This is a genomic window from Rhizobacter sp. Root1238 (assembly GCF_001425825.1).
GTDB lineage: Bacteria > Pseudomonadota > Gammaproteobacteria > Burkholderiales > Burkholderiaceae_C > Rhizobacter.
Map to the genome: position 1 here is coordinate 309,722 of NZ_LMDM01000023.1, position 25,088 is coordinate 334,809.

Genomic DNA, 25,088 nt, shown 5'->3' on the forward strand with positions numbered 1-25,088 from the left:
TACCTTCGTGAACAAATCCGAACTGATTGAGCACATCGCCAAGCAGGCCGACATCTCCAAAGCAGCAGCGACGCGCGCGCTCGAAGCTCTGATCGGCGGCGTGAAATCCACGCTGAAGAAAAACAACAGCGTGTCGCTCGTTGGCTTCGGCACCTTCAGCGTCAGCAAGCGTGCCGCACGTGCCGGCCGCAACCCGCGCACCGGCGCCACCATCAAGATCAAGGCCGCCAAGGTGCCGAAGTTCCGTCCGGGCAAGGCCCTGAAAGACGCGGTCAACTGAAGACCGCGGGCGACCGGAAGCATCCGGGTGCTTAGCTCAGTTGGTAGAGCGGCGCCCTTACAAGGCGTAGGTCGGGGGTTCGAGCCCCTCAGCACCCACCACGGAACACCGTTGCGCAAACGCTAGAATCCGCGCCGTGTCCACCCCCAAAGGCGAACCCAGGTTCGCCTTTGTTGCATTTGAAGCAGCGCCGTCCGGCTGCACAGCGATCACCGTTCGAGGCCATCGATGTTTGAATTTGTTCGCACGCACAACCGCCTGTTCCAGTTCCTGCTGCTGATACTGGTCGTCCCCGCCTTCGTGCTGACCGGGGCTTACCAGGGCTATCGATCGATGGCCGGCAGCGGCGGCGTCGCGAGCGTCGACGGTCACAAGATCACACAAGTCGAGTGGGATGCCGCGCAACGCGAGCAGGTCGACCGCATCCGCCGCCAGGCCCCGAACGTCGACATCCGCATGTTCGACACGCCGGCGATGCGCCTGCAGACGCTGGACAACCTGGTGCGCGAACGCGTGCTGCAGACCGCGGCCGCGAAGGCGAACTTCACCGCCACGCCCGATCGCGTGCTGAACGTCTACATGAACGATCCGCAGTTCGCGCAGTTCCGCGGCCCCGGCGGTGGCTTCGACAAGGAGGCGCTGACGGTCGCACTGTCGGCGCAGGGCATGACGGTGGCCGGCTTCGAGCAGACGCTGCGCCAGCAACTGGAGATGCGCCAGGTGATGTTCGGCATCGGCGGCACGGTGTTCGCACCGGCCGCGGCGGCGTCGAGCGCGATCGACGCGATGTTCCAGCAGCGCGAGTTCCAGCAGCAGCGCTTCGACACCAAGGACTACCTCGCGAAGGTGTCGCCGACCGATGCCGAGATCCAGGCCTACTACAAGGATCCGGCGAACGCCTCGCAGTTCATGTCGCCGGAGCAGGCCAGCATCGAGTACGTGGTGCTCGACGTCGACGCGATCAAGAAGACGCTGACGGTGCCCGAAGACAAGCTGCGCGAGTACTACAAGGAAAACGAGAAGCGCTTTGCCGTCGCCGAAGAGCGCCGCGCGAGCCACATCCTGATCAAGGCCGACAAGTCGGCGCCGGCCGCCGAGCGTGCGCAGGCCAAGGCGAAGGCCGAAGCCCTGCTGGCCGAGGTCAAGAAGAACCCGGCGAGCTTCGCCGACGTGGCCCGCAAGAATTCGCAGGACACCGGCTCGGCGGTGAACGGTGGCGACCTCGACTTCTTCGGCCGCGGCGCGATGGTCAAGCCCTTCGAGGACGCGGCATTCGCGCTGAAGCCGGGCGGCATCAGCGGTGTGGTCGAAAGCGATTTCGGCTACCACATCATCCAGGTGACGCAGGCCCGCGGCGGCGAGACGAAGAGCTTCGAGCAGGTGCGCCCCGAGATCGAGGACGAGGTCAAGAAGCAGCTCGCGCAGGCCAGGTTCTCCGAGGCGGCGGTCGAGTTCACCAACACGGTCTACGAGCAGCCGGACAGCCTGAAGCCGGTGGCCGACAAGCTGAAGCTGACGGTGCAGACCGCGCAGGGCGTGACCCGCACGGCCGGCCCGGCGGCCAAGGGCCCGCTCGCATCGCCGAAGTTCCTCGAAGCGCTGTTCGGCAACGACGCGCTGCGCAACAAGAAGAACACCGAAGCGGTCGATGCCGGTTCGAGCCAGTTGATTTCGGGCCGCATCGTGACCTACAGCCCGGCCGCGATGAAGCCGCTGCCCGACGTCACTGCAAGCGTGAAGGAAAAGCTGGTGGCACGGCAGGCTGCGGCACTGGCGCGCAAGGAAGGCGAGGCCCGCTTGGCCGAGCTGCGCAAGGCGCCCGAGACGGCGCTGGCCAATCCGGCGCAACTGGTGTCGCGCGCGCAATCGCGCGACCTGCCGAAGCCGCTGATCGATGCCGTTCTGAAGGCACCGGCCACCAAGCTGCCGGCGGTCGAAGGTGTCGACCTGGGCGACCAGGGCTACGTGGTCGTGAAGGTCACCAAGGTGCTGGGTCGCGACCCGGTGGCCGCTGATCCCGCACGCTCGCAAAGCCAGTACGCGCAGGCGTGGGCCGCGGCCGAGGCGCAGGCGTACTACGTCGCGTTGAAGAGCCGCTTCAAGGTCGACGTGCACCCGGCGGCCGGTGCGGCCGAAGAAGCTGCAGCGAGCAACGCCGCCAACTGATCGAATGGCCTGCGGATGAGGCTATACTCCGAGATTCTGCGGTGGCTGTAGCTCAGTTGGTAGAGTCCAGGATTGTGATTCCTGTCGTCGTGGGTTCGAGTCCCATCAGCCACCCCACATGAAGCCCGCTTGCAGCGGGCTTTTTCTTTGTAGCGCCCGCTAACGAGCACATGTTGCAGAGGCTCCTTATTTCCCACGGTGGGAAATGGGGGCCAACCCGCAGCTGGCGCTACAGCGCTCCAGCACTCCCTGACGGGCGCATACTCACGAAGATGAACTCTCGCCGAGATTGCGCCTCCGCGGGGCGCCGGCTTTGATGTCTAGCCGTCGCTTGTTCGTGGGCCTCATGGCCGACGACCGCATGCGCGATGCGGTGGACGCGCTGCGGTCGACGTGGGTCTGGCCGCCTGGCGCGCACATGGTGCCACGGCACAATCTCCACCTAACGCTGCACTTCCTCGGGGACGTCGACCTGATCGACGAGGCGAGTTTGGTCGAGGCGCTCGCCGCCGTGCCGGTGCCCGAACTGCAACTCTCGATGCAGTCGAACGCGATTTGGAACGACGGCACCGTGGTGTTGCTGGCCGAAGGCACGCCGGCGCTAGACGACCTGCGGCGCGACACCGGCGTTGCGGTGGCCGCCGCCGGCCTGGCGACCGAGCCTCGGTGGACGCCTCACATGACGCTGGCCAGGCACGCAGGTGCGGCGCAGGCGCCGGCAGCAATCGGTCCGATCCTCTGGGCGCCGCGCGAAGTGGCTCTGGTCTGGTCGCGGCGTGAGGCCGCGGGTTATGAGGTGGTGCGGGCGTGGCCGACGATCACGGGCTGAGGAGACGGATGGCGGCAGTGATGCCGCCCAGGTCGCAATTCTTGCGCTGCTGCCCGGGTCTTCCGCGATCACGTCACCATTTATCCCCTCGCGAGCCCGAGCACTACAGCGCGCCGCGCTTCACTTCCTTCGACCGGTCATATACCCGCGCCGTGGTTGCCGGGTTCGCATGCAGATCCGGCAACACCCCGTGCTCCAGCTTGTAATGCGTCGTGTAGTAAGCCCGCAGGTCGTGAAATGTGATGCGCGTGTGCAACACGCCGGCCTTCAGCGCCGCAGCCATCAATCGCGACCAGGCCGACTTGAATCCTCGCTCCGTATGGGGGTTCCCGTCGCGATTGGGAAAGACGGCGCCGACTTCGGCGTCGAGGGCCAAGCCTCGTAGCCTCTGGAGAAGATCGGCGAGGCGTACGCTGATACCGACGGCCTCGATGGTCACTCGACCTCGTTGCTTCGCGCGTTTCAGGCGCACCACCTCAGCTTCGACATCAGTCCAGTGCAGCTGCCTGAACTCGATGCGTCGATTGCCGGCCAGCGCTGCGTACTCTGCCATCGCCGCCAACACCGCCGACTGCCCGCCTCGCGCACGCGCCCACTCCAGGAAGCGCGTCAGGTCCGCGGTCTCCGGCACTACGTCCCGAGGACGCTCCTTGTTCCGGCGTACCTGCTTGCAGGGGTTCACATCGATGTCACCGCGGTTGATGGCGAGGTTCATCAGGTTCGAGAGAAGCGCCATCTCACGATTGGCTCGGACGGGCGACTGGACCCGCTCCACCCGCAGATACCTGGATCGCAACCACGACCTGGTTGTCGGCGCGCTTGACGTGCTGGTCAACAACACGGTGGGGGCACAAGGTATCGGTGTTGAGTTCCAACCCCGCACCGCGACCGGCGAGATTCACACCGAGTACGCGGCGGCGCTGTCTGCGGCTTGGCGGGATTGGCAGCGTCGACCTGAGGTGCGTTGGCAGTACAGCTATCCGCGCTGCCAGCGGTTGCTCGCGCGGACGTTGTACCGTGATGGAGAGGCTTTCGCACAACGCCTGCGGGGCCGGGTTCCGGGCCTCGACCACGGCACGCAGGTACCCTACTCGTTGGAGCTGCTGGAGCCGGACATGGTCCCGATGGATCTGGTCGACGAGGCCCGCGGTATCCGTCAAGGCATCCAGCGCAACGCGTGGGGCCGCCCGACCGGCTACTGGGTGCACAAGGATCACCCGGGTGAGGCCACCCGCCTCCAGCCCAATCTGAAGGTGATCCTCGCCGAGGACATGCTGCACCTGGCTCACTTGTCACGCATCGGTCAGTTGCGTGGCGTGACGCGCTTCGCGAGCGTCATCGGTCGCATCGAGGACATAAAGGACTACGAGGAGTCCGAGCGGATCGCGGCGAAGGTGGCAGCGATGCTGACCGGCTACGTGAAGCGCCAGGCGCCCGACGGCGGCGGCTACGAGGGCCCGCTGAAGGACGACAACGGCAACGATTTGCCGCGCCAAGTGTCGCTGTCGCCGGGCACCATCATCGACACGCTCGCCGTGGGCGAAGAGATCGGCCTCATCGACAGCAAGCGGCCGAACCCGAACCTGATCACCTTCCGCAACGGCCAGCTGCGGGCCTTCGCCGCGGGCATCAGCGCGAGTTATTCCAGCGTCAGCCGCAACTACGATGGGACGTACAGCAGCCAGCGGCAGGAGCTCGTCGAGCAGTGGGTGCACTACGCCTGCTTGACCGACGACTTCGTGACCATGGCGGTGCAGCCTACCGTGGAGGATTTCATCAAGACGGCCGAGGCCTACCAGGTGGTGCCGAGGCCAAAGGATGTACTGGCCGGCACGGAGGACGACGTGCTCTATGTCGCCCCGTCCATGCCCTGGATTGACATGGCGAAGGAGGCCACCGCCTGGCTGACGTTGAGCCAAGCCGGCTTCATCAGCGAGGTCGAGGTGATCCGCAAGGCCGGCCGCAACCCCGACACCGTGCTGGAGCAGGTCGCCGAGTGGCGCCGCAAGGTCAAGGAGAAAGACCTGCGCTTCAGCAGCGACGTGACGAACCAGAACGCGAGCGGCCTGCCCAGTCCACCGAAGCAGAGTGCCGCGCCAACCCAATCCAACAACGACGACCAGGAGGACAACGCCGATGAGTGACACCCGCACCTTGACCGATGCCGACATGCAGCGCATCGCCGAGAAGCTCGCTGCCCAGCTCGTGACCCAGCTCGGTGACGAGCGCACCGCGCAGCGCCTGGTCGATGTCTGGGGCGGCTACGTCGATCGCCAGCTCGGCAAGGGCCTGCGGCGTTTTGCGATGTACGCGGTGATGGCGTTGCTCGGACTGGGGGCTATCAAATTTGATTGGTTCAGCCGCCTGCTCAGCAAGTGACCGGCAGCCCGGCTCCGCACTCCTCACGATGACAACCGGAAGGACCGCAACAATGAGCTTTGAGACCGCATTCGACCAGGTGCTCGGCAAGGAAGCCGGCTTCAGCGACGACCCGCGCGACAGTGGCGGCCAGACGAAATACGGCATCACCGAGGCGGTGGCGCGTGCGTTCGGCTACGCCGGCCCGATGAACCTGCTCAGTCTCGACCAAGCCAAGGCGATCTATCGCAGCCGGTACTGGGACGCGCTGCAGCTCGACCAGATTGCGAGTGCAGCGCCGGCCGTGGCCGGCGAGCTGTTCGACACCGCGGTGAATCAGGGCACCGACCAGGCGGCCACCTTCCTACAGCGCACGCTGAACGTGCTGAACAAGGAAGGCGCCTGGTCCCCCGACGTGAAGGCCGACGGTCGCATCGGCCCGATGACGATCGCCGCGCTGCGGGAGTACATGCGCCGCCGCGGCGCCGAGGGGCAAGTGGTGCTATTGCGCGCGCTCAACGCGCTGCAGGGGGCCTTCTACGTTGAGCTGGCCGAGCGCCGCGCGAAGGATAAAGCCTTCGTCTACGGCTGGCTGCTGAACCGCGTGGAGATCGCTGCCGCGGCGGGAGGCAAGGCCTGATGGATCCGATCAGCACCGCCTTCGCGCTCGCGCAGTTCGTGCCGGGCATCCTGAAGTGGATCACCGGCAGCGACCAGGCCGAGCAGGCCGCCAGCGTCGTCATCGACATCGCCAAGCAGGTCACCGGCAAGGACACCAGCCAAGCCGCGCTGAGCGCAATCCAGGCCGATCCTGCCGCTCTGCTTGCCTTCCGCCAGGCGGTGATCGCGGCCGAGGCCGATCTCGACAAGGCCTTCCTCGCCGATCGGCAGGACGCCCGCAAGCGCGACGTGCAGCTCGCCCAGCTCGGTAGGACGACCAAGCGCGCGGACCTGATGATTGTCGGGGACGTGGTGGGCATGCTCGCCTGCCTGTCGGCGATGGTCTTCGTGACCTGGCTGGGCGTGACGAAGGGGGGCGACGTGAACCCGCTGATCATGGCGCTCAATGGACCGCTCGGCATGCTGACCCAGCAGTTCGCCAATGGCCTGCGCGATGCGCACCAGTTCGAATTCGGATCGAGCCGTGGCTCGGCCGAGAAGACCGAGCTTCTGGCTCGGGCGCCGGCTGTGAAGTAGTCGCCGGCCGCCATCCCCGGGCAGTGCAGGCGTCTGCACAGCCTTAAAAAAGACAGGGCGACCGCCGTTGTGTTGGAGCACTCCGGCGGTCTCCTAGACGCTTGCGCACGGCGATGCGCCATTGCATTGCTGAACTCATCACCGAGACGCCTGCGACGTTATGGCTCCGGACCTGAGCGCCGGACAACTCGCTACGAGATGTCACTCGAATCGGTCTGAACTTGCATCCAGTTGCATAGCGTCTCGCCGCGCCAACTCTGCACGTGGCTTTCGTCGGTTCGTCACAACTTCATCAGTTTCGCCTCGTGTCGCGCCCCACACAATCTCACCGGGATACGAGAGCGTGGCACGTCGAACGAGATGCGCGCGCCGCACTTTGACGCAATAGGAACTTCTCGATGAGCATGCCAAGCCAACGCCCGACACGTACCGCTGCAGCAAGCGCACTTCTGTGCGCACTGATGTTGTCAGCCTGTGGGGGCAGCAATGACTCGGGCACCCCATCGCCGCCCGTCGGCTCAGCACCAGCACCAGCACCTGCACCTGCACCAGCACCTGCACCAGCACCAGCACCAGCACCTGCACCAGCACCTGCACCAGCACCAGCACCTGCACCTGCTCCAGCTCCAGCTCCAGCTCCAGCCCAGGCCACCACCTGGAGGAGCGTGAAGTGGGGCGGCGGGGGCTATGTCACCGGCCTCGTCCTCCATCCAACCACCGCCAACCTGCTGTACGCGCGCACCGATGTCGGCGGCGCCTACCGCTGGAACCAAGGCACGACGTCCTGGACGCCCATCACCGACGGCCTGGGGTTCGGCGGAGGCGAGGAACGGTTCCACGGCATCGAAAGCATCGCCGTCGATCCGAACAACGACCAGCTCGTCTACCTGGCCGCCGGCATGTACACGTCCGGGGCCAACGGCCGCCTGTCCATCTCCAGCGACCGGGGTGACCACTGGACCCACGTCGCCCTGCCTTTTCCCCTGGGCGGCAACAACCCAGGCCGGGCCATCGGTGAACGTCTGATGGCCGATCCCAACAAGCCGTCCACGCTGTTCTACGGCTCGCGCACGGCCGGCCTGTGGAAGAGCGCCGACTCCGGCCTCACCTGGGCGCAAGTCACGTCGCTGTCCAGCGCCAAGCTGACCCAGGACCAGGTCAATGCCTTGGGCGGGGGCAGCGCAATAGGCGTCGAGACGGTCGTCTATGACACCGGCACCAAGGGCAGCGGCACGGCCACGCAGACGATCTACGCGCCCATCGCGCCGGACTACGTCCAGACAGCCGGCCTGGCCTCGAACCTGTACAGGTCGACCAACGGCGGCGTCACGTGGACGCAGGTCTCGGTGCCGATCTCCGGATATCACATCCCGCACATGGTGCGCGCCGCAGACGGCATGTTCTATGTGGTCTTCACCAAGGACGCCGGTCCCGGCTCCGCCGGTCCCGCCCGTCTGTACAAGTTCGACGGCAGCAACTGGACCTTGCTCAGGAGCGACGACTCGGTCGGCTACGGTGGCGTGTCCGTCTCAGGCACCGGCGCGACGACGCGCATTGCGCTGGGGGTGACCAACACCTGGGGCAACTTCCCCGGCCAGCAAATCCTCCAGCTGTCCGACGATGCAGGCCGGAACTGGCGCGAGATCGAAGCGATGACGCCGGGCGAGGTCTCCTGGGGCTGGATCGACGATGTCGAGATCGATCCCTTCGACCGCAATCACATCCTGCACGTCTCCGGCGGCGTCATGGAGACACGCGACGCCTCCTCGGCCACGCCAACCTGGGCCATGACGGTCAACGGCATCGAGGAGACCGCCGTCCTGGGCCTGGCCACGTCGCCGGCCGGCGCCACCTACACCGTCATCAACAGTTCGGGCGACGTCGGCGCTTGGGTGCACACCAACCTCGCGACCAAGCCGACGCTGACGCCGGCCACCGACTGGAGCAACAGCTTCGCCGCCGACATGGCGTGGTCCGATCCGCAGTACATGGCCACCATCGGCGTGTACCTGGGCAACAACACGGGCTTTGGCATGTGGTCTGGTGACGGCGGCAAGACCTGGGCGAAGTTCGCCAGCTACCCGACGGGCGTCGCGGACAACACGGGTGGGGAAGCGAGCATCGCCATCACCGGGCGCAACAAGGCGATCTGGGCGCCCGGCTATTCGGTGCCCTCGTACACGACGGACAACGGCGCCACCTGGGTGCCCACCAATCTGCCGGCGATCAACAGCGTCTTCCCCCGCGCCTACCACCTGGTCGCGGATCGCAAGAACCCGAACAAGGTCTATGCCTACGATTCCGGTGGCCACTGGTGGGGCACGCCGGGCAAGGTGTACGTGTCCACGGATGGCGGCCACACCTTCACGCTGAGCCAGGGCTCGGTGAACGCAGGGCTGGCGCCGACCTACTTCGGGAACACGTCGCTCGCGGTCAACCCCAACGCCGAGGGCGACCTTTGGCTGGCCGATGGCAATGCCGTGTACCACTCGCTGGATTCGGGGGCGACCTGGACCAAGCTGAGCCAGTTTGCGTCGATCACGAGCAGCAACCCGTGGCCTGACGTGCAGGGTGCCACCCTGGTGGCATCGGGCAAGGCCAAGCCCGGCGCTGCGTACTCGGCAGCGGTTTACGTGGTGGGCGTGGTGAAGGGCGTGTGGGGTGTGTACCGCTCCGACGACGCCGGCGTGACCTGGACACGCTTCAACGACGACGCTCACCAGTTCGGCGGCATGGGCGTCATGGCGGCCGATCAGAACGTCTATGGCAGGATCTACGTCAGCGGCACCGGCAGAGGCTTGATTTACAGCAACTGAAACCCATCCGTTCATCCGTGCATCGCTCATTAACAAGCCAACGGCGTTGAGCACCTTGCCCGATGGGCCGGCACGCCGCGGCTTCGTGCCCGCCGAACGAGGGGGCACATAGCGCCGCCAAGCCGAGAAGGGGGGCGGTGCCGCTGGACCATGATGGCCGCTGCAGTCGCGTCGTTCCTTTGAGGGCATCCATCCGCCCCCTGTGGTGGTCGTCTTGCTCGCGATGCGTCACTCTGGCTGACTCTAAGCGCAGGTCGTAGTTCAAGATTGGCCCGATTCGAAGCCAAAGTGACTCGATCATCCGCAGCATGGGGCATACCCGCCTGGCTGTAGATGGCGAAATGCAACTCCTTCAAGGCGATCAACCGCGTCTTGTCCGGGCGCTTCAACGACATCTCGCGAGAAAAGCGCTCATGCATCGCCAAAGCTACCGAGCACATCCTGCAATGCCGAACTTCCATCCGTGCGATGCGTCGGCATTGGCGGAAGAGTTGCAGCGGTCGTCGCAGAATCTGCCCCCGTCCGACGCGGTGAGGTTCTTCTTTCGGCAGCTGCGGCCGCAGAGAGGGCCCGTGGACTGACTCGGCGTCCGGTCACTGCATTGAGCCCCCTAAAAAGGCGGGGCGGATGAGGCTGCCCCCGACCACGGCAGCCTGCAGCCGCACCCCGGGAACCCCGGTCCCGGGCCGAGGCTGCAGGCATTCGACCACGAGGCGCGAATGTGAGCAATGGTCGCAGTGCAGCCCGCCGAGGCCGAAATCCGGAGCATGACCGGCGTGCCGATGCGTCTAACCGAGGTCTCGCACCCCGCGCGAGGCTTGGGCGTTCGCCCTGGCCCAAAGTTAGACAACTGGCCGGCGCGCCCGCTCTCGCACTGAATCGACGGCCAGACTTCTAAGCAGTTGGTCAGCTGAGCGATGGCATGGCAAGACCCAACTGGCGCGGGAAGCGCTCCGCTGGATGCGAACGCTGGAGCGATTCAGTGGGCTAGAGTTTTTCCCACGATTGAGCTGGCCGGCCGCGCCAACGCTCACTTCTCACCCAAGATTGTGATTCCTGTCGTCGTGGGTTCGAGTCCCATCAGCCACCCCACCCAATTTCATAGGAGCCGCGAGGCTCCTATTTTGCTTTTGGGGAAGTATCGGGGAAGTATTCGATCCCGAGAGGTCGGAGCGACCTTGTCCCCGAGCGGTTGAGCCAGTCTTCGAATGCGTTGACTTCCCGCTCGCCCTGCACCTGGGCCTCGGCGTGGCGCTGGTGTTGCCATTCGGATGGCGCTGGCCGCGTGGCCGGCGTCGCAGAGCGGCTTGAGTCGCTATCCGGCTCGCTCCGAGGCGCACGCATTCAGTGCAGCGGCGGTGGTACCGTTGGAGCAGGCGGCGACCGGTCGACAGGACGGCACCCGTCGACGGCCGGATGCAGCGTCCACAGGTTGTGCGGTTCGTTCTGTGCCGCCAGTGTCGCCGCTGCGGCCGGAACATCCTGCGGCCGGCTGGTGCCCACCGACGGTGGGCCGCGTCGCGGTGCGCCCTCGTCCATCGGTGTTTCGGCCAGACGCTCGCACCAGCGATGCAGGAACGCCTTGAAATCCGCGGGATCGGTCGGCACTGCATCGACGCGCTGCACGATGCGCACGCCGTGGATCTCGTTCCAACCTTGGTGACCCGTGTCGTAGACCCACGCCCCGCGCACGATCACTCTGTCCTTGGGTCCGATGGTGCCGCCATCGACGAGCGCGCCGTCCGTCGAGCCTTCCGTGTTGCGCGCCCAGGCCAGCGCCACGGCAGCGAGTACCACCGGCGCCAGGATCGCTGACACGATGCGGCAGACCAACTTCGTGAACCAGTTCTTCTTGCAGAACGACCCGCCGAACGGAAAGCCTTCCAGGGCGGCCAGCATGTCGTGAGGGCGTGAGCCTTCGAACTCGCAGTGCAGTACCGGGGCTGAGAACTTCTCAGGACGGAGGGCCGCGTTCTTGAGTACGTAGTCCAGCCAGCGAGCGTGCTCGTCGGGGCCCGCCAGAGGCGTTCCAGAATCGCGGCCCACGACCTCCGTCCATGGCAGGTAGCTGCCGTTCGAATGCATCACCATGGTCCGCAAGTAGCCGAACTCCGCCAGTTCGCCGTGGGCGTTCTGGCGTCGGGTCAGCAGGTCGGCCTGGACACGGGTCGGCAGCGTGGCGATGGCCATCAAACCCTGGAGGTACGTGCGAAAGCCATCGGAATAGGTGCGCTTGGTGCCTCGCAGAACCGTCTCGGGCGCGACGTAGCCACGCGCAGCGAAGTCGCCCATCTGCAGCGGAAACAGTGCGAGGTTGATGGCGAAGTCGTCGTCGATGTCCTCGATCGGATTCTTGTCCTGACCGACCGCTTCGGTATCGACGATCTCGCCGATGGCGCACACCGTGAGTGCCGGAGCTCCGCCACAGGCGCAGTCGGCATTGGCCTGACGGTGCAGGCAGATGAGCTTGCCGTGGACGAGCCAGTTCAGCACGTACCGCAGTGCCTCGAGAAATGCAGCGAGCGCGACCAGGCCACCGAAACCGGCCGACAGCACTGCGAAGATTCCGCCACCACTGGTCACGGCCAGCAGCAGTGCGATGTAGGCGTAGTTCAGCCCGCTGTAGTCCTTCTCTTCGACGCAGGAGGTGTATTGCGGACCCATGCTCGGCGCCTCAGCTGTGCACTCGCAAGGTCACGCCGCCGATCAGGCGCTCGCCATCGAATGCATTGACGTTGATGTCCTGCTCGCCGATGAAACCGTCGGCAGCCGTGACCTTCACCGTCACGGCGCGTTCTTCATCGGGCTTCATCGCGTTGTCGTCGTGGCCGGTGATCGCCAGGCGCCAACCAGGGGGCAGTGCGTTCGATGCGGGCAAGTGCTTTTGCAGCCGATCCGTCGGAGGCCGCGCGGCGTCGGTGCTGCAGGGTTCGAGCGCCGGCAGGCGATAGGCGTCCGCAGCCAGGCGGATGCGTGCCGGGTGCAGGCCGTCGTTGCGCAGGGCGAAGGTAAAGCTCGCATTCGGCGAGTTCAGTGCCTTCACGTCGAGGTTGGTTTGCCCGAGGTTGTTGCCGGGGTCGGCATCGTCGCTCCAGACCAGCTCGACCTGCACGCAATAGTGGCCCGCCGTTGGCGGCGTCGTCCAGGTCATCTCGGCAATGCGCGGCAATCCGCTGGCACCCTTTACCGGCAGGTCTGGCAACAGCACCTCGCCGATGATGTTGCGCCGGGCTCCAATGCCGAACGACAGGTATGAAAAACGAACCAGCAGATTGACAGCCGGCGCCTCCACCGAGCCATTCCAGATGCGCGCGCGGATGAGGTGCGGGCGATTTGGCACGAGCGCATGCGCCTGCGCGGGCTTGGGCGGCAGGCCTGCCCCTTGCAATTCGAGCAAGGCGATGTCGGGGTTGTCCCACGTGACCGAGAAGCCGCGCGCGAGCAACCAGGCCTGGCTGTAGAGCAGCGGATCGGGCCGCTTGTAGATCGTGGCCGGTACCCGCACCGGTCCCCCGGCGGGATGGCCGGCCGATCCGGAACCCTTGGGGTCTGCCCGCCACTTCCAGCACAACTTGATGAGCACGCGCCGCAGAAGAAGCGCCAATGCGGCGATGCCGAGAAGACCGATCAACCCGAGATAGGCGGCAAGCAGGACCCACAGCCACGCTCGCCCTGCCCACAGCGAAACGAGCAGCAGCAGTGCCAGCAGGGCAAGAACCTCGGGCCTTGCCACGCGCCGACACAACACACAGTTGGTGTCCATGCCTGCTCCGAACCCATGCCGCCTGTGCGCTCAGGCCTGCCTGGAAAGCCGCAGGCGGCGCCAGTCCCGCGTCGCGGCGGCACCAGCTGCGAGAGTCGCGATGGCGAGTGCCAGGGTAAGCCCCCATTCGCTGCTGCCGTCGCCTCCGTCCGGCTCGAATCCGAAGACGTCCTCGATCCACTGAGGCCAGGCAAGCGTCAGCGCAAGCGCACAGGCACTGACGGCGGCGAGCGTCGCTTCCACGACGAAGCGAACCTGCAATTGAGGCATACCACTCCTTCGCCGGCATTCCAGCTGTCGCTCCGCATCCACCGGCATGAACTGCTTCTCGTGAAGAGGCCGGCGACTCTGTGCCGCCGCTGCTGGCTTGACGGGGCAGGGCACTTGCAGCGCAGAGTAGGGTCGTGGGTCGCGGGCCGTAAGCCTGCGAACTAGGGGGCCCTCGCAAATCGGCTTGACACCATACCGACTGGTTGGTATTGTCTAGATACCGACCAATCGGTATGGAGCGCAAGATGATGGAACTCGCCGAAGGCCCCAAGAGAAAGCTGCTCGACGCGGCTCTGCACGTGATTCGCCTGCAGGGGTATGCCGGCAGTTCGGTCGATGACATCTGCCGCGAAGCAGGCGTCACCAAGGGCAGCTTCTTCCACCACTTCAAGGGCAAGGACGACCTGGCCGTCGCCGCCACCGAGCACTGGACCGGCGTCACCGGCAACCTCTTCGAAACTGCCCCGTTCCGCAGCGTGGCCGATCCGCGTGAGCGCGTGCTGGCCTACATTGATTTCCGCGCTTCGCTGATCCAGGGCGATCTGCCCGACTTCACCTGCCTGCTGGGCACCATGGTGCAGGAGACCTTCAGCACGCACCCCGACATCCGCGATGCCTGCAACCGGGCCATCCTTTTTCACGCTCGAACCGTTGCAGCCGACCTGGCCGAGGCCAAGCGCCTGCATGCACCCAAGGCGAAGTGGGATCCGCTGGATGTCGCGCTCTTCGCGCAAGCCGCCATCCAGGGCGCCTTCATCCTGGCCAAGGCCCAGCACGATGCCGACGCGGCGCGGCGCGCCATCGCGCACCTCCACCAGTACGTGGCGTCGCTGCTCCCCGCAGCGGCCCTTGTGAGCACGTCCCGTTCCCGTCCGTCCCGCCCGGCTGCACGGCGCGTTCGCGCCTGAGCCTTCAACCACCCAAGGAGACATCCATGCAAAAGCTGACCCCCTGCCTCTGGTTCAATTTCAACGCCGACGAAGCCGTCGAGCACTACCTGTCCGTCTTCAAGAACGGCAAGGTGCTCGAGGTGTCGCACTATGGTGACGCCGTGCCCTCGCTCAAGGGCAAGGTGCTGACGATGCGCTTCGTCATCGAGGGGCAGGAGTTCCTGGCCCTCAACGCCGGCCCGCAGTTTCCGTTCACCGAGGCGATCTCGATCTCGGTGGACTGTGCCGACCAGGCCGAGGTCGACCGCCTGTGGGCCCGCCTGAGCGAAGGCGGCTCCACCGGCCAGTGCGGCTGGCTGAAGGACAAGTTCGGTCTCTCGTGGCAGATCGTGCCGCGCGCCATGATCGACATGCTGAAGAGCCCCGACGGTGCCGGGGCGCAGCGCGCAATGGCCGCGATGATGCAGATGACCAAGCTCGACATCGCGGCCCTGCAAGCCGCCTTCGACGGCAAGTGAGGCCGCGATGAACCGCCGCACGAGCCTCGTACTGGTCGTCATGACGCTGGCCGTGCTGGCGTCCTGGTTCCCGGCCCCGTCCGACGAGACGGCGCTCACGGTGGCCGCCTGGACGGACACCGTCCTTGCGGTCGAAGGAGTCTTCAGTGACTGAACCCAGGATCCTGATGACCGGCATCGTCTTCGGCGAGCAGCCGCGCTGGCACGAGGACCGTCTGTGGTTCTCCGACTGGGGCTCGCGCGAGGTCATTGCCGTTGACCTCGACGGCAACAGCGAGGTCGTCCTGCGGGCGCCCTCGTTTCCATGCTGTGTCGACTGGTTGCCGGATGGGCGTCTGCTCGTTGTTTCGGCACGAGACGGCCTACTGCTCCGCAGGGAGCGGGATGGCACGCTGGTGACGCACGGAGACATGAGCCAGGTCTCAAGGGTTCCACCGGGAAACGAACTGGTCGTGGACGGCCGCGGCCATGCCTATGTCAACGGTATCGGCTTCGACCTCATGGCCGGCGAGCCTTTCGCGCCCGGCATCGTCGCGCTGGTCCGCCCTGATGGATCGGCGCGCCTGGTGGCGGAGGGCCTCGCGTTTCCGAACGGCATGCTCGTCACGCCCGACAACGCGACGCTGATCGTCGCCGAGTCGTACGCGAAACGGCTCTCTGCCTTCGACATCGGCGCGGACGGCAGCCTGTCCAGGCGGCGTGTGTGGGCGGATCTCGGCGATGGCGTCCCGGACGGCATCTGCCTCGACGCCGACGGTGCCGTCTGGTACGCGGATGTCCCCAACCAACGTTGCGTGCGCGTTCGAGAAGGCGGTGAGGTGCTGCAGCGCGTCGAGACCGACAGAGGCTGCTTCGCCTGCGCACTGGGCGGGGCGGACAGGCGCACCTTGTTCATGATGGCGACCACATGGAAGGGGCCCGCCGGCATGTTCGCCGAGCCGCGCACGGGTCAGGTCCTCACCGTCGAGGCTCCGGCACCCGGTGTCGGCTGGCCCTAGGATGAGGTGTCGATCGGGCGGGCCCGGAGTGCCGTGCGCGAGATATTTTGTCCGGAGGCGCGCCGAGAGCGCGCCGAAATTGGGCTGAGCGGTCGGTAGGCAAGTACAGATGCAGACTTTCGTCCACGACCTGAGGGATCAATCCGTTGCACCGGCGGTGCCGGCTTATGCATGGACGGTCGAGCTTCACTGGAAGCCCGCTTCAGGCTGGTTGCGATCGGTCGGCACCGAGCGGAGGGCCGTCGGCTCTCAGCGAAAGGAGACCTTCGTCTCACCTCGCGTCGAGCCTTCGCAACACGCCGGGTCGTTCGTTCAGCATCGGCCCATCGGATGCGGTCGCCATGCCGGCGATGACCTAGTCGAAAGGCTGCTCTTGCGAGCCGCGAGTCGGAGCTAACGACCCTTCTGCGACACTCGTATCGAAGAATTCGTCGCCAGAGAGCAGCCTTTCGTACGGCGACCGTGCACAGGACGCGAAATGCGAATAAAAGAGCCCACGTTCCCGCTAACCAGGAATGCCTTTGCCGCCGCTCTGCGGACAGGGCATGGCCGTGCAAGGCAGCAAATTGATAGTTATGGAACCGAAGGCCTAGAAGAGGAGATCATCAAGGCGTGCTTGTCGTGCCTCACCTACGATCCCCAGTGCGAGGCGGAGCGGGCGCCGTGGCTGTTCTCAATCGTTGAACACGCGAAGCTCAATGCGAAGGTGGTGCAAGCGATCGAGTCGACAATTCAGGAGCGGCCTCCCGAAGTCCATCGCGACATGGATCAGCGCAGTGCGATCCTGAAAGAGCTCGCTGCCGCTGGCTCGAGCGACGCGAGGCGGTTGCTGTATTCGTCGTTGGTGCGCTTGTCGCATACGTCGGATGTGATCGGAGCCGAACAGATCGTGGCCCTGGACGGCGTAGATGGACTGATACGCGTTGCTGGCCAACTCGGACGCTGGTTGCAGGACGATCCAGATTTCTGGGTTGATGATTGGCTCGGTGCGCAGTTCGATGCAGCCACGGGAATTGAGGGTGGACTTGCGACGTTGGAACGCGAAGCCCAGGTCGATCCGGATGTCGCAAGCTACCTTGCAGGTATGCGCAGGACACGCGAGAGCCAGAGCGCCTCATCGAGTCGTTTCGACGTCACGGCCTATACAGGCGCCGAGATCGTGGCGCACGTCAAAAAGAGTCCGAAGGATCATTGCCATTGGTTCAAGCGGTGGGGCGCGCAAGCGGCCAGCGAGCAGCGTGAGACGGTCTTCGCGGCGCTGCTGTCGTCGGAAGAGCCCGAGCTTGTCAAGCGGCTGTTCAGATGCTTTGCGAAGACGGGCGTCCCTCGATTCGACAGTCGACTGCTTCGATGGCTTGACCATCCTGATGAACAGGTTCAGTGGGCCGCGGTGAAAGCAGTGGCGCCCACCAAGCACATCGAATTGCGGCAAATGGCCATGCGCCTGATCGCCGATGGCAACATGGCGAACGGTATCGCACTTCTCGTTAACAACTTTGAGGGGAGCGATTTCGCGTTGTGTGCCGAGCATCTGGAACAGCTAGACGACCCGGACGAAGCCCACCATCTCGTCGGGGAACTGCTGGACTTGTGTGAAGCACACCCGGGCGACGATGCGCTCGACTGCCTTCTTTACGTCTACGAGCTATCGCCGTGCTCGGCGTGCCGCAGACGGGCCGTGAGGGCATTGACGGAGATGAACACCGCTCCAGCTTGGGTGCTGGAAGAACCGATGTTCGACGCCGACCCCGATACCCGGGCACTGGTCTCAACGGATGCTTGTCGCACGGAAAAGTGAGTGGTTTGCGCTTCATTGGTCTACCGAAAGCTGACGCTCGCGACAGGCAGGTAGTGGCCGACTGTTGTCGGTCAGGAACACTTGGGATCAACTTGGCTCGCGAGCCAGGCCACCGCCACACCACGCGGCGTACTGAAATTCATCGGGATGCTTGAGTAGACGAAGAGAGCGAACGCGCCACGATTGCAGCCGCTGGCTCTTGGCCTCGGAGGCAAGATCTATGAAGCCGCGGATCACGGGCTCGGGGACTGACCGGTACTTGCTGCGCACAGCATTGCCGACGATGAAGTAGAGGATATGAAGAAAGTAGTCGGAGTTCGGGCAGCGTGGGTCTGCAGCAAACTCAAGATAATCTCGCTCGTGTCTGGCCCACAACAGGGAAAGATCCCAATCCTCGCAGGGCGCTATCGCGCCTGCTGTGTACGCCCAGGCTCGTACTTCAGTGCTCGATGGATTCCAAGGGTCGGAGAACATGGTGCTCGAGGGGCGTCGGCGCTACTAGATGCGGCTGTTGATTGCGTCGTCAGTGCCGGGGTCGACCGCAGAGCCCTCATTCTGCCCGCCATGCTGCAGAGCGGTCACCCGCGCGCGTCTGCTTGTGGCCGATCAGCGACCTCGGCCCAGATGGCAACGTTCAATCCCCATCCGAGCTGTGCACCGAACCATGGACAGCTCAGGCCGTCACGCAGAATTCAAGCAGCCAGAGGCAATGCGCTCGAATCGGATCATTCGCCGCGTTCGCCAATTTAGTCAGTTCCGACCTGGCCTCGAATGGGAACAGGGCGGGAATCTCAAGGAGGGCCGCGGTGAACCCATCGTTGTCATGCCCCTCCTCAAAGCCCTTCTGGTACGCAGAAAGCAACTCCCTCAGGTGACCGGCGCCGGAAATCTCTGCAAGCGGCCAGGCAGCTGCTTCACGCTCAAAAAAGTCCCCAGTCTCCAGCAGTCCTAGAAGGGCCGGCACATCCTCAAGAGTCGAGTCCTTTTGAAGACGCGCCGCAGCAGCCACGCATGTTTCGGCATCTCGACTTTTGAGGGCGGCGACAGTTTCTGACCAAGCGGCGGCGTTCATGAGGTCGAAATCATAGGCCTTCCGGTGCAGGCATGTCGCGTTCAGCTTTCCTAGAAACGGACGTTGGCGACCGGCAGATGTTGGCCGACAGTGCCCCTTCGGTCGCGGCCCTGCAAGCGGTCGCCCAGTGAGGCGGCACAGCCTCCGACCGACTGCTCGCAAGCGAGGCGGCGAACATGCCCTGTCGGCCACCAGCTGCCGGTCGCCAACGGCAGCTTTCGGATAGGCTATCGGCTTGTCGGGCAGGGCAGACGTCGCGAATGCAGGCTTGGTGGCATACAACTGTCGAACTACTTCAGAGCGGTCGGCGTAGCGAGGCAATCGAACTCGCGCGTCGAATCGCGGCAAACGGTGACCTTGCCGCAAGTGTCAGGCTCGCAATCTTTGGGGGAGAAGCTGGCATCACGGCCGAACAGGCAGATCTCATCATTGAGAGGGCTACGGCCGCGGCTGTCGATGACGACGAGACTGTCCACTGGGCTCTTCGAGGTGCCTACGATTTACGATTGGGGACCTGCGACTACGAGGAAAAGTCACGTCGTGCCCTCAAACACCTCGAGGCATTCGCCAAGATAACCGGCAGCGCGGCTGCGGTCATCTCCGTCGCAAGAACTTACGCCACCGGAGGCATAGGCATTCCAGCAGATCTCGAGGCTGCTGTGGAGTGGTATCACTTTGCCATCGCGCTTGGTGAGCCGGGTGCCGACGCTGAATTGCAGCGATTGCTTGTGGCCTGATGGTTTCAGTGAGAGGAATTCGTGGGGATGGCGTTCTTGCGCCATCGCTCATTCCAGACAACGGGAGATAGTCTCCTGCGTCAAGACCTGCTGCATGGATGTCGGGATGGCGGCGTTTCTAGGCTACCGGGAACTGAGTCCGAGCGTCTTCAGCCGGCCACAACCGGCCGACCACCAACGACGGCTTGCGGGTACTCTACGCATCATGGAAGACTTGGACTACCTCCTGGAGGTCATCAAGCCGTGGATCAGCAAGTACCTTAGCCATGGCGCGGAATCACTTTCACAGGTGGAGGCAGTAGGTGTAGGCGTCTGGCTGCTCGATGCCGAGGTCAACAACGGTGGGTTTGATCAGTATTACTTCAACACTCGCGGCGTGCTCGCTCTCAAGACAGTGCAAGCGCTCCGCGCCATTGGAGCCGGTGAAGCAGCATCTTTGCTTGAGGCTGCGAACAAAGACGTTCCCATCCTTCCGTTGCCGGACGACCGCGAGGAGCGAATCGTGAAGCTCGAAGAGATTGCGGAATCGTCCAGATTTGCCAGCCTGGAGACTGAGTACTACAGCGGCCGAGAAGACCGCATTGCTCTTCTAGCGGAGTACCTGCGGAAGTCGATTGATCGGTGAAACGAGGTCCTCTGCCACAAGCCGACGGCCGCGAAGGGCGGCTTCGGGTCAGCCGAGAAAGCGCCTGATGAAGTCGATTCTCGGATTGTCGGAGTCGATCTCGGTGATTTCGTCAGCCTGCTTGCCGTCACCAGCACCGATGACAAAGTTACAGCTGAACAGAGGCCGTGAACGGGCGCAGAACATGGCAACCGCTGCTACATCTTCGAACCACCCCGGAAGCTCAGAGCCTGGGTCTGGAAGCACCATGTTCAGTCCAACATCAGCGGTATCGCCAGTGCCTTGGTTAACGGGCCAAACCTCCGGACAAGTCCACTTGCGGCTAGCAATGAAACTCTGCATGGCCACTATCAAGCGGTCGACATCGAGGGGTGCTGCTGTCGGTAGTGCGTAGGCGTAAAGGGTGTGTTTGGCCATATCCCGTGATGCTAGACGCTTCTGTCGAACGTCGGATTTCGGGCGTCGAGTTCGAAGGATTGAAGGATGGCAACGGGTCGATAGCTCCGCTTCGCAGCTCGTGAGAGCGGGCGTTCAACGGAGTTTGGACGGGGAAGATCGCGGGCGTCAGCCGCGCGATGGCGCCGCGGCAGTTTGCCGTGCTGTCGCCGGCGCAGCGCACCGGCCGCTTTGCCGCATCAAGCGGACACTCGTCGATTGCGATCGACCGGCAGCAAACGCTGCACAGCTGTTGTCGACTTCCTTCTGGTGTCTGGGCAGCAGGGCTCGGTCGGACGATGGTCTCCGCTGCCCGTCGTCTCAAGGGCTCATTGCCGGCGAGGCTGTTGGGAAGATGGGTGGGATGAATCCACTCGATCAAGCTCCAGCCGGCACAGGGCCTCCCAAGGGGGAATAGGGCGCCGAAATGCTGAGCTATACCGTGGAGCGGGCTCGATTCCCTTCACCCTCAGGCACGCGCAAGCCCGGACCTCCGGGGAAGAATTTCGCCACGACACGTTGTGAAAAGCAAGTTGCCAAGCCTCACCGATGGCTGGCAATCCGCAAGTGGCGTGTCTCGATAATTCGAGCCTCCCCAGCCATTGGCAAGTGCCGTGCACCTCATGAGAAATACAAGGAATGTCCGGAGGCTGATGGCCTTGGTGGCGCTGTGTGCCAACAGCGTGTTCGTCGCGGGCTGCGGTGGCGGCACGGATGACGCTCCGCAACAGAGCGGCCCTGCTCCCTCACCGGCAGCGACGCCAGCACCTGCACCTGCACCTGCACCTGCACCTGCACCTGCACCTGCACCTGCACCCGCACCCGCACCCGCACCCGCACCCGCACCTGCGCCCGCGCCCGCGCCCGCGCCCACGGCGTCCGCGCAATTCACCGCGACCACTGCCGAGATACCGAACCCCGAGCGCGGCTTCTACCGCTGGGCCTGGTCGGACCTGAGCCAGTTCAGCAAGGCCGACGGTGCCGACGCGTACGCGAACGGTTTCCGCGTGCTGTACGCGATGGTCCGGCTCGACGCCTACAAGGACGCGGCGCTGCCCGCCAGCCTGCTGGACGGGCTGCGCGCCGGCTTCGCCAACGCCAGGCAATCGGGCGTGAAGCTCATCCCGCGCTTCGTCTACAACTACCCCGACGGCGAGACCGAGTACCGCAATGCCACCGATGCATCGCTCAGCCGCGTGCTCGCCCACATCGCCCAGCTCAAGCCGGTGCTGCAGGAGAACGCCGATGTCATCGCCTACCTGCAGGCGGGCTTCATCGGGGCCTGGGGCGAGTGGCACACCTCGTCGAACGGGCTGACCAGCGCGAGCAGCCGCACGAGCATCCGCGATGCCTTGCTCGATGCATTGCCTCGGGAGCAGTTCGTCCAGTTCCGCTACCCGCCGTACGTGATGGAGTGGTTCGCGGCGCCGCCGACGGAATCGACCGCCTTCGACGGATCGGCCGGATCGCGCTCGGGCGTGCACAACGACTGCTTCCTGGCCAGCGCAACCGACGTCGGCACCTACAGCGACAACGTCACGACGAGGCAGCAGCAGCGCAACTACACGATGGCCCTCGCCAGGGTGACGCCGTTCGGCGGCGAGACCTGCAACCCGGCCGACGACGCCGGTGCGCAGCCGCGGACCAGCTGCGCAGACATCCTCGCCGAAGGCAGGCAGTTCTCACTGACCTACCTGAACAACGACTACTACACCGAAGCCTTCCATTCCCGCTGGAAGCAGGACGGCTGCTACGACGAGGTCAAGCGCCTGATGGGCTATCGGCTCGAGTTCGTCTCGGCCGAACACGCAGCCAGCGCGACGGCGGGCGCCGCGTGGTCGGTGAGATTCACCGTGCGCAACGTCGGCTGGGCCAGGCCGTTCAAGGCCCGCCCGGTCAGCCTGCTGCTGAAGCATCGAAGCACCGGCAACGTCGTGAAGCTGGCGACATCCGTCGATCCCCGTACCTGGACCGCGGGCAACACCTTCACCCACGAGGTGTCGCTGACCGTCCCGGCGGGCACGCCGACCGGCGAGCACGACGTCTACATCGCGCTGCCCGATGGCGCGGGGCAGCTCGGCAGCGACGCACGTTATGCAGTGCGGCCGGCCAATGCAGACAACGCAGCCAGCCGGCAGGCCTGGGACGCGTCATTGGGGGCTTTCCGCCTGGGCACCGCGCTGGCGGTGAAGTAAGGTGCGGCGCCCTTGAGGGCGGCTGGCGCGCTCAACGCCCCACCAGGTTCGCCACCACCAGCACCAGCTCGGTCACGTCGAACGGCTTGGCCAGGTGGGCCTGGTAACCGGCGAGGAGCGATTTCTTGCGGTCTTCGGCGCGCGCGAACGCCGTCAGCGCGAGTGCCGGAATGCGGTCGTTGCGCGTTTCGCCGGCACGCAGCGAGCGCATGAACTGGTAGCCATCCATCGTCGGCATGCCGATGTCGCTGACGATGACGGCCGGGCGGCTCTGCTGAAGCGCCGCCAGCGCGTCGTGCGCCGACGCGAAGACCGTCACCTGCGCGCCCTGGTCCTCGAACACGCGCCGCAGCAGCTCGCGTGCATCGGCCTCGTCGTCGAGGATGAACGCATGCACGCCGCCGAGCCGGGGCAGCGCCTGCGAATCCGCCGGCGCCGGCTGCATGGCCGGTGGCTCGCACTGCGCCGCTTCGGCTTCCAGCTGCACATGGGCCATCGGCAGGTCGACCACGAAAGTCGCCCCCAGCCCTTCGCCGGCGCTGGCCGCCTTGATCGTGCCGCCGTGCAGTTCCACCAGCTGCCTGCAGATCGCGAGCCCGAGGCCCAGGCCACCGAAGGCCCGCGTGGTCGAGCTGTCGTTCTGCGAGAAGCGGTCGAACACATGCGGCAGGAAGCTCGCCGGAATGCCGATGCCGGTGTCGCTGACGGTCAGCTCCGCCCGCGGCCCGACCCGCTTGAGGTCGACCTGCACCTGGCCGCCGTCCGGCGTGAACTTGATGGCGTTGGTGAGCAGGTTCCACACCACCTGCTGCAGGCGCCCGCTGTCGCCGAGCACGGTCGACGCGGCCGGGTCGAGCCGCGCAGCGAGGCGCAGGTTCTTGGCCTCCGCCGCTGGCCGGGCCGAATCGACGGCCGCCTGCACCACGTCCAGCAGCGGGGTCGGTTGCGCATCGATCCGCACCTTGCCCGCCATGATCCGGCTCAGGTCGAGCAGGTCGTCGATCAGCTTGACCTGCGCGCGCGCGTTGCGCTCGATCACGTCGACGGCCCGTTCCAGGTCGACCGGCCTGCCACTGCCGCCGGCCCGCCGCAGCACCTGCGTCCAGCCGAGGATGGCGCTCAGCGGCGTGCGCAGTTCGTGCGACAGCGTCGCGAGGAACTCGTCCTTCATGCGGGTCGCGCGCTGCGCTTCCATGCGGGCGCCGCGTTCGGCCTGCAGCAGTTCGTCGCGTTGCCGGCCGGCCGCTTCGGCCGCCTCGGCCTGCCGGCGCTCGGTTAGGTCGCGCGTCAGCTTCGCGAAGCCGAGCAACCGGCCGTCGTCGTCGCGCAGCGCGGTGATCGTGACGTTGGCCCAGAACATCGAGCCGTCCCGGCGCACTCGCCATCCCTCGTCGACGAAGCTCCCCTTCTCGCTGGCCACCAGCAGTTCGTGGTCGGGCCAGCCGCTCGCGCGCGCCTCGTCGGGGTAGAAGACCGAGAAGTGCTTGCCGATGATCTGCGCGGCGGTGTAGCCCTTGATGCGTTCGGCACCGACGTTCCACGTGGCGACCATGCCGTTGGCATCGAGCATGAAGATGGCGTAGTCGGCCACACCCTCGACCAGCAGGCGAAACCGCTCCTCGCTGCGGCGCAGGGCTTCCTCGTGGCCACGGCGCTGCGTGAGGTCGCGCGTGACCTTGGCGAAGCCGACCAGCCGGCCGTCGGGCGTGCGCATCGCGGTGATGACGACGTTGGCCCAGAACAGCGAGCCGTCCTTGCGGACACGCCAGCCTTCGTCCTCGAACGAGCCGTCGGCGGCGGCCACCTCGAGTTCGTGGGCGGGCAGGCCGCGCGCGAGGGCGTCTGCCGGATAGAAGCGCGAGAAGTGCTCGCCGATGATCTCGTGCGCGCGGTAACCCTTGAAGCGCTCCGCGCCGGCGTTCCAGGTGATCACCCGGCCCTCGGGGCTCAGCATGAAGATGGCGTAATCCCGGACGCTCTCGACGAGCAACCGGAAACGTTCTTCGCTGTGATGTTCGGGGTCCGCAGGCGGGTCGGCGGTCATCCCTCAACCCTAGCACAGCGATCGAGCGCCGCGCCCTTCGGGCAGTTGCCGAGGCGGTCGACCTTGGTCTTCACCCGTCTGCCAGCCGCCGGACGAT

General features: G+C 65.3%; 25 protein-coding genes and 2 tRNA genes. 18 read left to right on the forward strand and 9 right to left on the reverse strand.

Going from position 1 to position 25,088, the window contains the following annotated elements:
* Nucleotides 1-7: 7 nt before the first annotated feature.
* The 5 genes from ASC98_RS18130 to ASC98_RS18150 all read left to right on the forward strand — a co-directional run bounded on the left by ASC98_RS18130 (nucleotide 8) and on the right by ASC98_RS18150 (nucleotide 3,275).
* Nucleotides 8-280, forward strand: coding sequence for an HU family DNA-binding protein (locus tag ASC98_RS18130; protein ID WP_047485758.1), 273 nt, complete (start codon nucleotides 8-10; stop codon nucleotides 278-280).
* 25 nt (nucleotides 281-305) lie between these two features.
* Nucleotides 306-381: transfer RNA gene (locus ASC98_RS18135), tRNA-Val, on the forward strand.
* Nucleotides 382-508: 127 nt separating this feature from the next.
* Nucleotides 509-2,446: a SurA N-terminal domain-containing protein gene (locus ASC98_RS18140; protein ID WP_056814241.1), complete on the forward strand. Its 1,938-nt coding sequence runs from the start codon at nucleotides 509-511 to the stop codon at nucleotides 2,444-2,446.
* A 41-nt stretch (nucleotides 2,447-2,487) separates the two neighbouring features.
* Nucleotides 2,488-2,563: transfer RNA gene (locus ASC98_RS18145), tRNA-His, on the forward strand.
* Nucleotides 2,564-2,792: 229 nt separating this feature from the next.
* Entirely contained in the window at nucleotides 2,793-3,275 is a 483-nt protein-coding gene (locus ASC98_RS18150; protein ID WP_162249235.1) for a 2'-5' RNA ligase family protein, read from the forward strand.
* Between the two features lie 103 nt (nucleotides 3,276-3,378).
* Here the strand turns inward: ASC98_RS18150 and ASC98_RS29580 are convergent, their stop codons facing one another.
* The gene (locus ASC98_RS29580; RefSeq protein WP_157597730.1) at nucleotides 3,379-4,011 is read right to left on the reverse strand and encodes a tyrosine-type recombinase/integrase; all 633 of its coding nucleotides are present in this window, start codon (nucleotides 4,009-4,011) and stop codon (nucleotides 3,379-3,381) included.
* Here ASC98_RS29580 and ASC98_RS18160 point away from each other — a divergent pair.
* From ASC98_RS18160 to ASC98_RS18175, 4 genes are read left to right on the forward strand one after another with little or no spacing between them, the layout of a single operon-like run.
* Nucleotides 3,977-5,419 carry a phage portal protein gene (locus ASC98_RS18160; RefSeq protein ID WP_200952966.1) on the forward strand — a complete coding sequence of 481 codons (1,443 nt, stop codon included), beginning with the start codon at nucleotides 3,977-3,979 and terminating at the stop codon, nucleotides 5,417-5,419. The genes ASC98_RS29580 and ASC98_RS18160 overlap by 35 nt on opposite strands.
* The gene (locus ASC98_RS18165) at nucleotides 5,412-5,654 is read left to right on the forward strand and encodes a hypothetical protein (protein ID WP_056820296.1); all 243 of its coding nucleotides are present in this window, start codon (nucleotides 5,412-5,414) and stop codon (nucleotides 5,652-5,654) included. The genes ASC98_RS18160 and ASC98_RS18165 overlap by 8 nt, the downstream gene beginning before the upstream one ends.
* Nucleotides 5,655-5,706: 52 nt before the next feature.
* On the forward strand, nucleotides 5,707-6,273 hold the full coding sequence (locus ASC98_RS18170) for a glycoside hydrolase family 108 protein (RefSeq protein ID WP_056820299.1): 567 nt from the start codon (nucleotides 5,707-5,709) through the stop codon (nucleotides 6,271-6,273).
* Complete coding sequence (locus tag ASC98_RS18175; RefSeq protein ID WP_056820302.1) at nucleotides 6,273-6,830, forward strand: hypothetical protein; 558 nt, start codon at nucleotides 6,273-6,275, stop codon at nucleotides 6,828-6,830. Before ASC98_RS18170 ends, ASC98_RS18175 begins: the two co-directional genes overlap by 1 nt.
* Before the next feature lie 201 nt (nucleotides 6,831-7,031).
* On the opposite strand, the gene ASC98_RS29585 is transcribed toward ASC98_RS18175, so the two are convergent.
* On the reverse strand, nucleotides 7,032-7,445 hold the full coding sequence (locus ASC98_RS29585) for a hypothetical protein (RefSeq protein WP_157597731.1): 414 nt from the start codon (nucleotides 7,443-7,445) through the stop codon (nucleotides 7,032-7,034).
* 50 nt (nucleotides 7,446-7,495) lie between these two features.
* Here ASC98_RS29585 and ASC98_RS18180 point away from each other — a divergent pair, with 50 nt between their 5' ends.
* Nucleotides 7,496-9,646, forward strand: a complete 2,151-nt coding sequence (locus ASC98_RS18180; RefSeq protein WP_082541664.1) for a dockerin — start codon at nucleotides 7,496-7,498, stop codon at nucleotides 9,644-9,646.
* A 1,344-nt stretch (nucleotides 9,647-10,990) separates the two neighbouring features.
* Here the strand turns inward: ASC98_RS18180 and ASC98_RS18185 are convergent.
* From ASC98_RS18185 to ASC98_RS18195, 3 genes are read right to left on the reverse strand one after another with little or no spacing between them, the layout of a single operon-like run.
* Nucleotides 10,991-12,310 carry a hypothetical protein gene (locus ASC98_RS18185; protein WP_056814243.1) on the reverse strand — a complete coding sequence of 440 codons (1,320 nt, stop codon included), beginning with the start codon at nucleotides 12,308-12,310 and terminating at the stop codon, nucleotides 10,991-10,993.
* A 10-nt stretch (nucleotides 12,311-12,320) separates the two neighbouring features.
* Nucleotides 12,321-13,409: a hypothetical protein gene (locus ASC98_RS18190; protein WP_157597732.1), complete on the reverse strand. Its 1,089-nt coding sequence runs from the start codon at nucleotides 13,407-13,409 to the stop codon at nucleotides 12,321-12,323.
* A gap of 30 nt (nucleotides 13,410-13,439) precedes the next feature.
* Nucleotides 13,440-13,679, reverse strand: a complete 240-nt coding sequence (locus tag ASC98_RS18195; protein WP_056814250.1) for a hypothetical protein — start codon at nucleotides 13,677-13,679, stop codon at nucleotides 13,440-13,442.
* A 245-nt stretch (nucleotides 13,680-13,924) separates the two neighbouring features.
* On the opposite strand from ASC98_RS18195, the gene ASC98_RS18200 reads away from it, so the two are divergent.
* The 5 genes from ASC98_RS18200 to ASC98_RS18215 all read left to right on the forward strand — a co-directional run bounded on the left by ASC98_RS18200 (nucleotide 13,925) and on the right by ASC98_RS18215 (nucleotide 17,883).
* A complete protein-coding gene (locus ASC98_RS18200) occupies nucleotides 13,925-14,587 on the forward strand; it encodes a TetR/AcrR family transcriptional regulator (protein WP_056814802.1) in 663 nt (220 codons plus the stop codon).
* 26 nt (nucleotides 14,588-14,613) lie between these two features.
* Complete coding sequence (locus ASC98_RS18205; RefSeq protein ID WP_056814253.1) at nucleotides 14,614-15,087, forward strand: VOC family protein; 474 nt, start codon at nucleotides 14,614-14,616, stop codon at nucleotides 15,085-15,087.
* A gap of 7 nt (nucleotides 15,088-15,094) precedes the next feature.
* A complete protein-coding gene (locus tag ASC98_RS30565) occupies nucleotides 15,095-15,241 on the forward strand; it encodes a hypothetical protein (protein WP_157597733.1) in 147 nt (48 codons plus the stop codon).
* Nucleotides 15,242-15,254: 13 nt separating this feature from the next.
* Nucleotides 15,255-16,085, forward strand: coding sequence for an SMP-30/gluconolactonase/LRE family protein (locus ASC98_RS18210; protein ID WP_056814256.1), 831 nt, complete (start codon nucleotides 15,255-15,257; stop codon nucleotides 16,083-16,085).
* Between the two features lie 478 nt (nucleotides 16,086-16,563).
* Nucleotides 16,564-17,883: a hypothetical protein gene (locus ASC98_RS18215; protein ID WP_056814258.1), complete on the forward strand. Its 1,320-nt coding sequence runs from the start codon at nucleotides 16,564-16,566 to the stop codon at nucleotides 17,881-17,883.
* Between the two features lie 87 nt (nucleotides 17,884-17,970).
* On the opposite strand, the gene ASC98_RS30570 is transcribed toward ASC98_RS18215, so the two are convergent.
* Together ASC98_RS30570 and ASC98_RS18220 are read right to left on the reverse strand one after the other, a co-directional pair.
* Nucleotides 17,971-18,357: a hypothetical protein gene (locus ASC98_RS30570; RefSeq protein ID WP_157597734.1), complete on the reverse strand. Its 387-nt coding sequence runs from the start codon at nucleotides 18,355-18,357 to the stop codon at nucleotides 17,971-17,973.
* Between the two features lie 199 nt (nucleotides 18,358-18,556).
* Nucleotides 18,557-18,955, reverse strand: coding sequence for a hypothetical protein (locus ASC98_RS18220; protein WP_157597735.1), 399 nt, complete (start codon nucleotides 18,953-18,955; stop codon nucleotides 18,557-18,559).
* Between the two features lie 260 nt (nucleotides 18,956-19,215).
* On the opposite strand from ASC98_RS18220, the gene ASC98_RS30575 reads away from it, so the two are divergent.
* The gene (locus ASC98_RS30575) at nucleotides 19,216-19,692 is read left to right on the forward strand and encodes a hypothetical protein (RefSeq protein ID WP_157597736.1); all 477 of its coding nucleotides are present in this window, start codon (nucleotides 19,216-19,218) and stop codon (nucleotides 19,690-19,692) included.
* Between the two features lie 94 nt (nucleotides 19,693-19,786).
* Nucleotides 19,787-20,317 (forward strand): DUF4375 domain-containing protein, encoded by a 531-nt coding sequence (locus tag ASC98_RS18225; protein WP_056814264.1) that lies wholly within the window; start codon nucleotides 19,787-19,789, stop codon nucleotides 20,315-20,317.
* A gap of 48 nt (nucleotides 20,318-20,365) precedes the next feature.
* On the opposite strand, the gene ASC98_RS30580 is transcribed toward ASC98_RS18225, so the two are convergent.
* Nucleotides 20,366-20,734, reverse strand: a complete 369-nt coding sequence (locus tag ASC98_RS30580; RefSeq protein WP_157597737.1) for a hypothetical protein — start codon at nucleotides 20,732-20,734, stop codon at nucleotides 20,366-20,368.
* Between the two features lie 671 nt (nucleotides 20,735-21,405).
* On the opposite strand from ASC98_RS30580, the gene ASC98_RS18230 reads away from it, so the two are divergent.
* Nucleotides 21,406-22,947: a DUF4832 domain-containing protein gene (locus tag ASC98_RS18230; RefSeq protein WP_162249236.1), complete on the forward strand. Its 1,542-nt coding sequence runs from the start codon at nucleotides 21,406-21,408 to the stop codon at nucleotides 22,945-22,947.
* Between the two features lie 31 nt (nucleotides 22,948-22,978).
* On the opposite strand, the gene ASC98_RS18235 is transcribed toward ASC98_RS18230, so the two are convergent.
* On the reverse strand, nucleotides 22,979-24,991 hold the full coding sequence (locus ASC98_RS18235; protein ID WP_056814270.1) for a PAS domain S-box protein: 2,013 nt from the start codon (nucleotides 24,989-24,991) through the stop codon (nucleotides 22,979-22,981).
* Nucleotides 24,992-25,088: the final 97 nt, after the last annotated feature.

Excerpts from the sequence above, each read along its gene's own strand:
- ASC98_RS18140 (WP_056814241.1), top strand. The coding sequence starts at position 509 with ATGTTTGAATTTGTTCGCACGCACAACCGCCTGTTCCAGTTCCTGCTG.
- ASC98_RS18150 (WP_162249235.1), top strand. The coding sequence starts at position 2,793 with ATGGCCGACGACCGCATGCGCGATGCGGTGGACGCGCTGCGGTCGACG.
- ASC98_RS18160 (WP_200952966.1), top strand. The coding sequence starts at position 3,977 with ATGGCGAGGTTCATCAGGTTCGAGAGAAGCGCCATCTCACGATTGGCT.
- ASC98_RS29580 (WP_157597730.1), bottom strand. The coding sequence starts at position 4,011 with ATGGCGCTTCTCTCGAACCTGATGAACCTCGCCATCAACCGCGGTGAC.
- ASC98_RS18165 (WP_056820296.1), top strand. The coding sequence starts at position 5,412 with ATGAGTGACACCCGCACCTTGACCGATGCCGACATGCAGCGCATCGCC.
- ASC98_RS18170 (WP_056820299.1), top strand. The coding sequence starts at position 5,707 with ATGAGCTTTGAGACCGCATTCGACCAGGTGCTCGGCAAGGAAGCCGGC.
- ASC98_RS18175 (WP_056820302.1), top strand. The coding sequence starts at position 6,273 with ATGGATCCGATCAGCACCGCCTTCGCGCTCGCGCAGTTCGTGCCGGGC.
- ASC98_RS18185 (WP_056814243.1), bottom strand. The coding sequence starts at position 12,310 with ATGGGTCCGCAATACACCTCCTGCGTCGAAGAGAAGGACTACAGCGGG.
- ASC98_RS18190 (WP_157597732.1), bottom strand. The coding sequence starts at position 13,409 with ATGGACACCAACTGTGTGTTGTGTCGGCGCGTGGCAAGGCCCGAGGTT.
- ASC98_RS18195 (WP_056814250.1), bottom strand. The coding sequence starts at position 13,679 with ATGCCTCAATTGCAGGTTCGCTTCGTCGTGGAAGCGACGCTCGCCGCC.
- ASC98_RS18200 (WP_056814802.1), top strand. The coding sequence starts at position 13,925 with ATGATGGAACTCGCCGAAGGCCCCAAGAGAAAGCTGCTCGACGCGGCT.
- ASC98_RS18205 (WP_056814253.1), top strand. The coding sequence starts at position 14,614 with ATGCAAAAGCTGACCCCCTGCCTCTGGTTCAATTTCAACGCCGACGAA.
- ASC98_RS30565 (WP_157597733.1), top strand. The coding sequence starts at position 15,095 with ATGAACCGCCGCACGAGCCTCGTACTGGTCGTCATGACGCTGGCCGTG.
- ASC98_RS18210 (WP_056814256.1), top strand. The coding sequence starts at position 15,255 with ATGACCGGCATCGTCTTCGGCGAGCAGCCGCGCTGGCACGAGGACCGT.
- ASC98_RS18215 (WP_056814258.1), top strand. The coding sequence starts at position 16,564 with ATGCGAATAAAAGAGCCCACGTTCCCGCTAACCAGGAATGCCTTTGCC.
- ASC98_RS30570 (WP_157597734.1), bottom strand. The coding sequence starts at position 18,357 with ATGTTCTCCGACCCTTGGAATCCATCGAGCACTGAAGTACGAGCCTGG.
- ASC98_RS18220 (WP_157597735.1), bottom strand. The coding sequence starts at position 18,955 with ATGAACGCCGCCGCTTGGTCAGAAACTGTCGCCGCCCTCAAAAGTCGA.
- ASC98_RS30575 (WP_157597736.1), top strand. The coding sequence starts at position 19,216 with ATGCAGGCTTGGTGGCATACAACTGTCGAACTACTTCAGAGCGGTCGG.
- ASC98_RS18225 (WP_056814264.1), top strand. The coding sequence starts at position 19,787 with ATGGATGTCGGGATGGCGGCGTTTCTAGGCTACCGGGAACTGAGTCCG.
- ASC98_RS30580 (WP_157597737.1), bottom strand. The coding sequence starts at position 20,734 with ATGGCCAAACACACCCTTTACGCCTACGCACTACCGACAGCAGCACCC.
- ASC98_RS18230 (WP_162249236.1), top strand. The coding sequence starts at position 21,406 with ATGGCCTTGGTGGCGCTGTGTGCCAACAGCGTGTTCGTCGCGGGCTGC.
- ASC98_RS18235 (WP_056814270.1), bottom strand. The coding sequence starts at position 24,991 with ATGACCGCCGACCCGCCTGCGGACCCCGAACATCACAGCGAAGAACGT.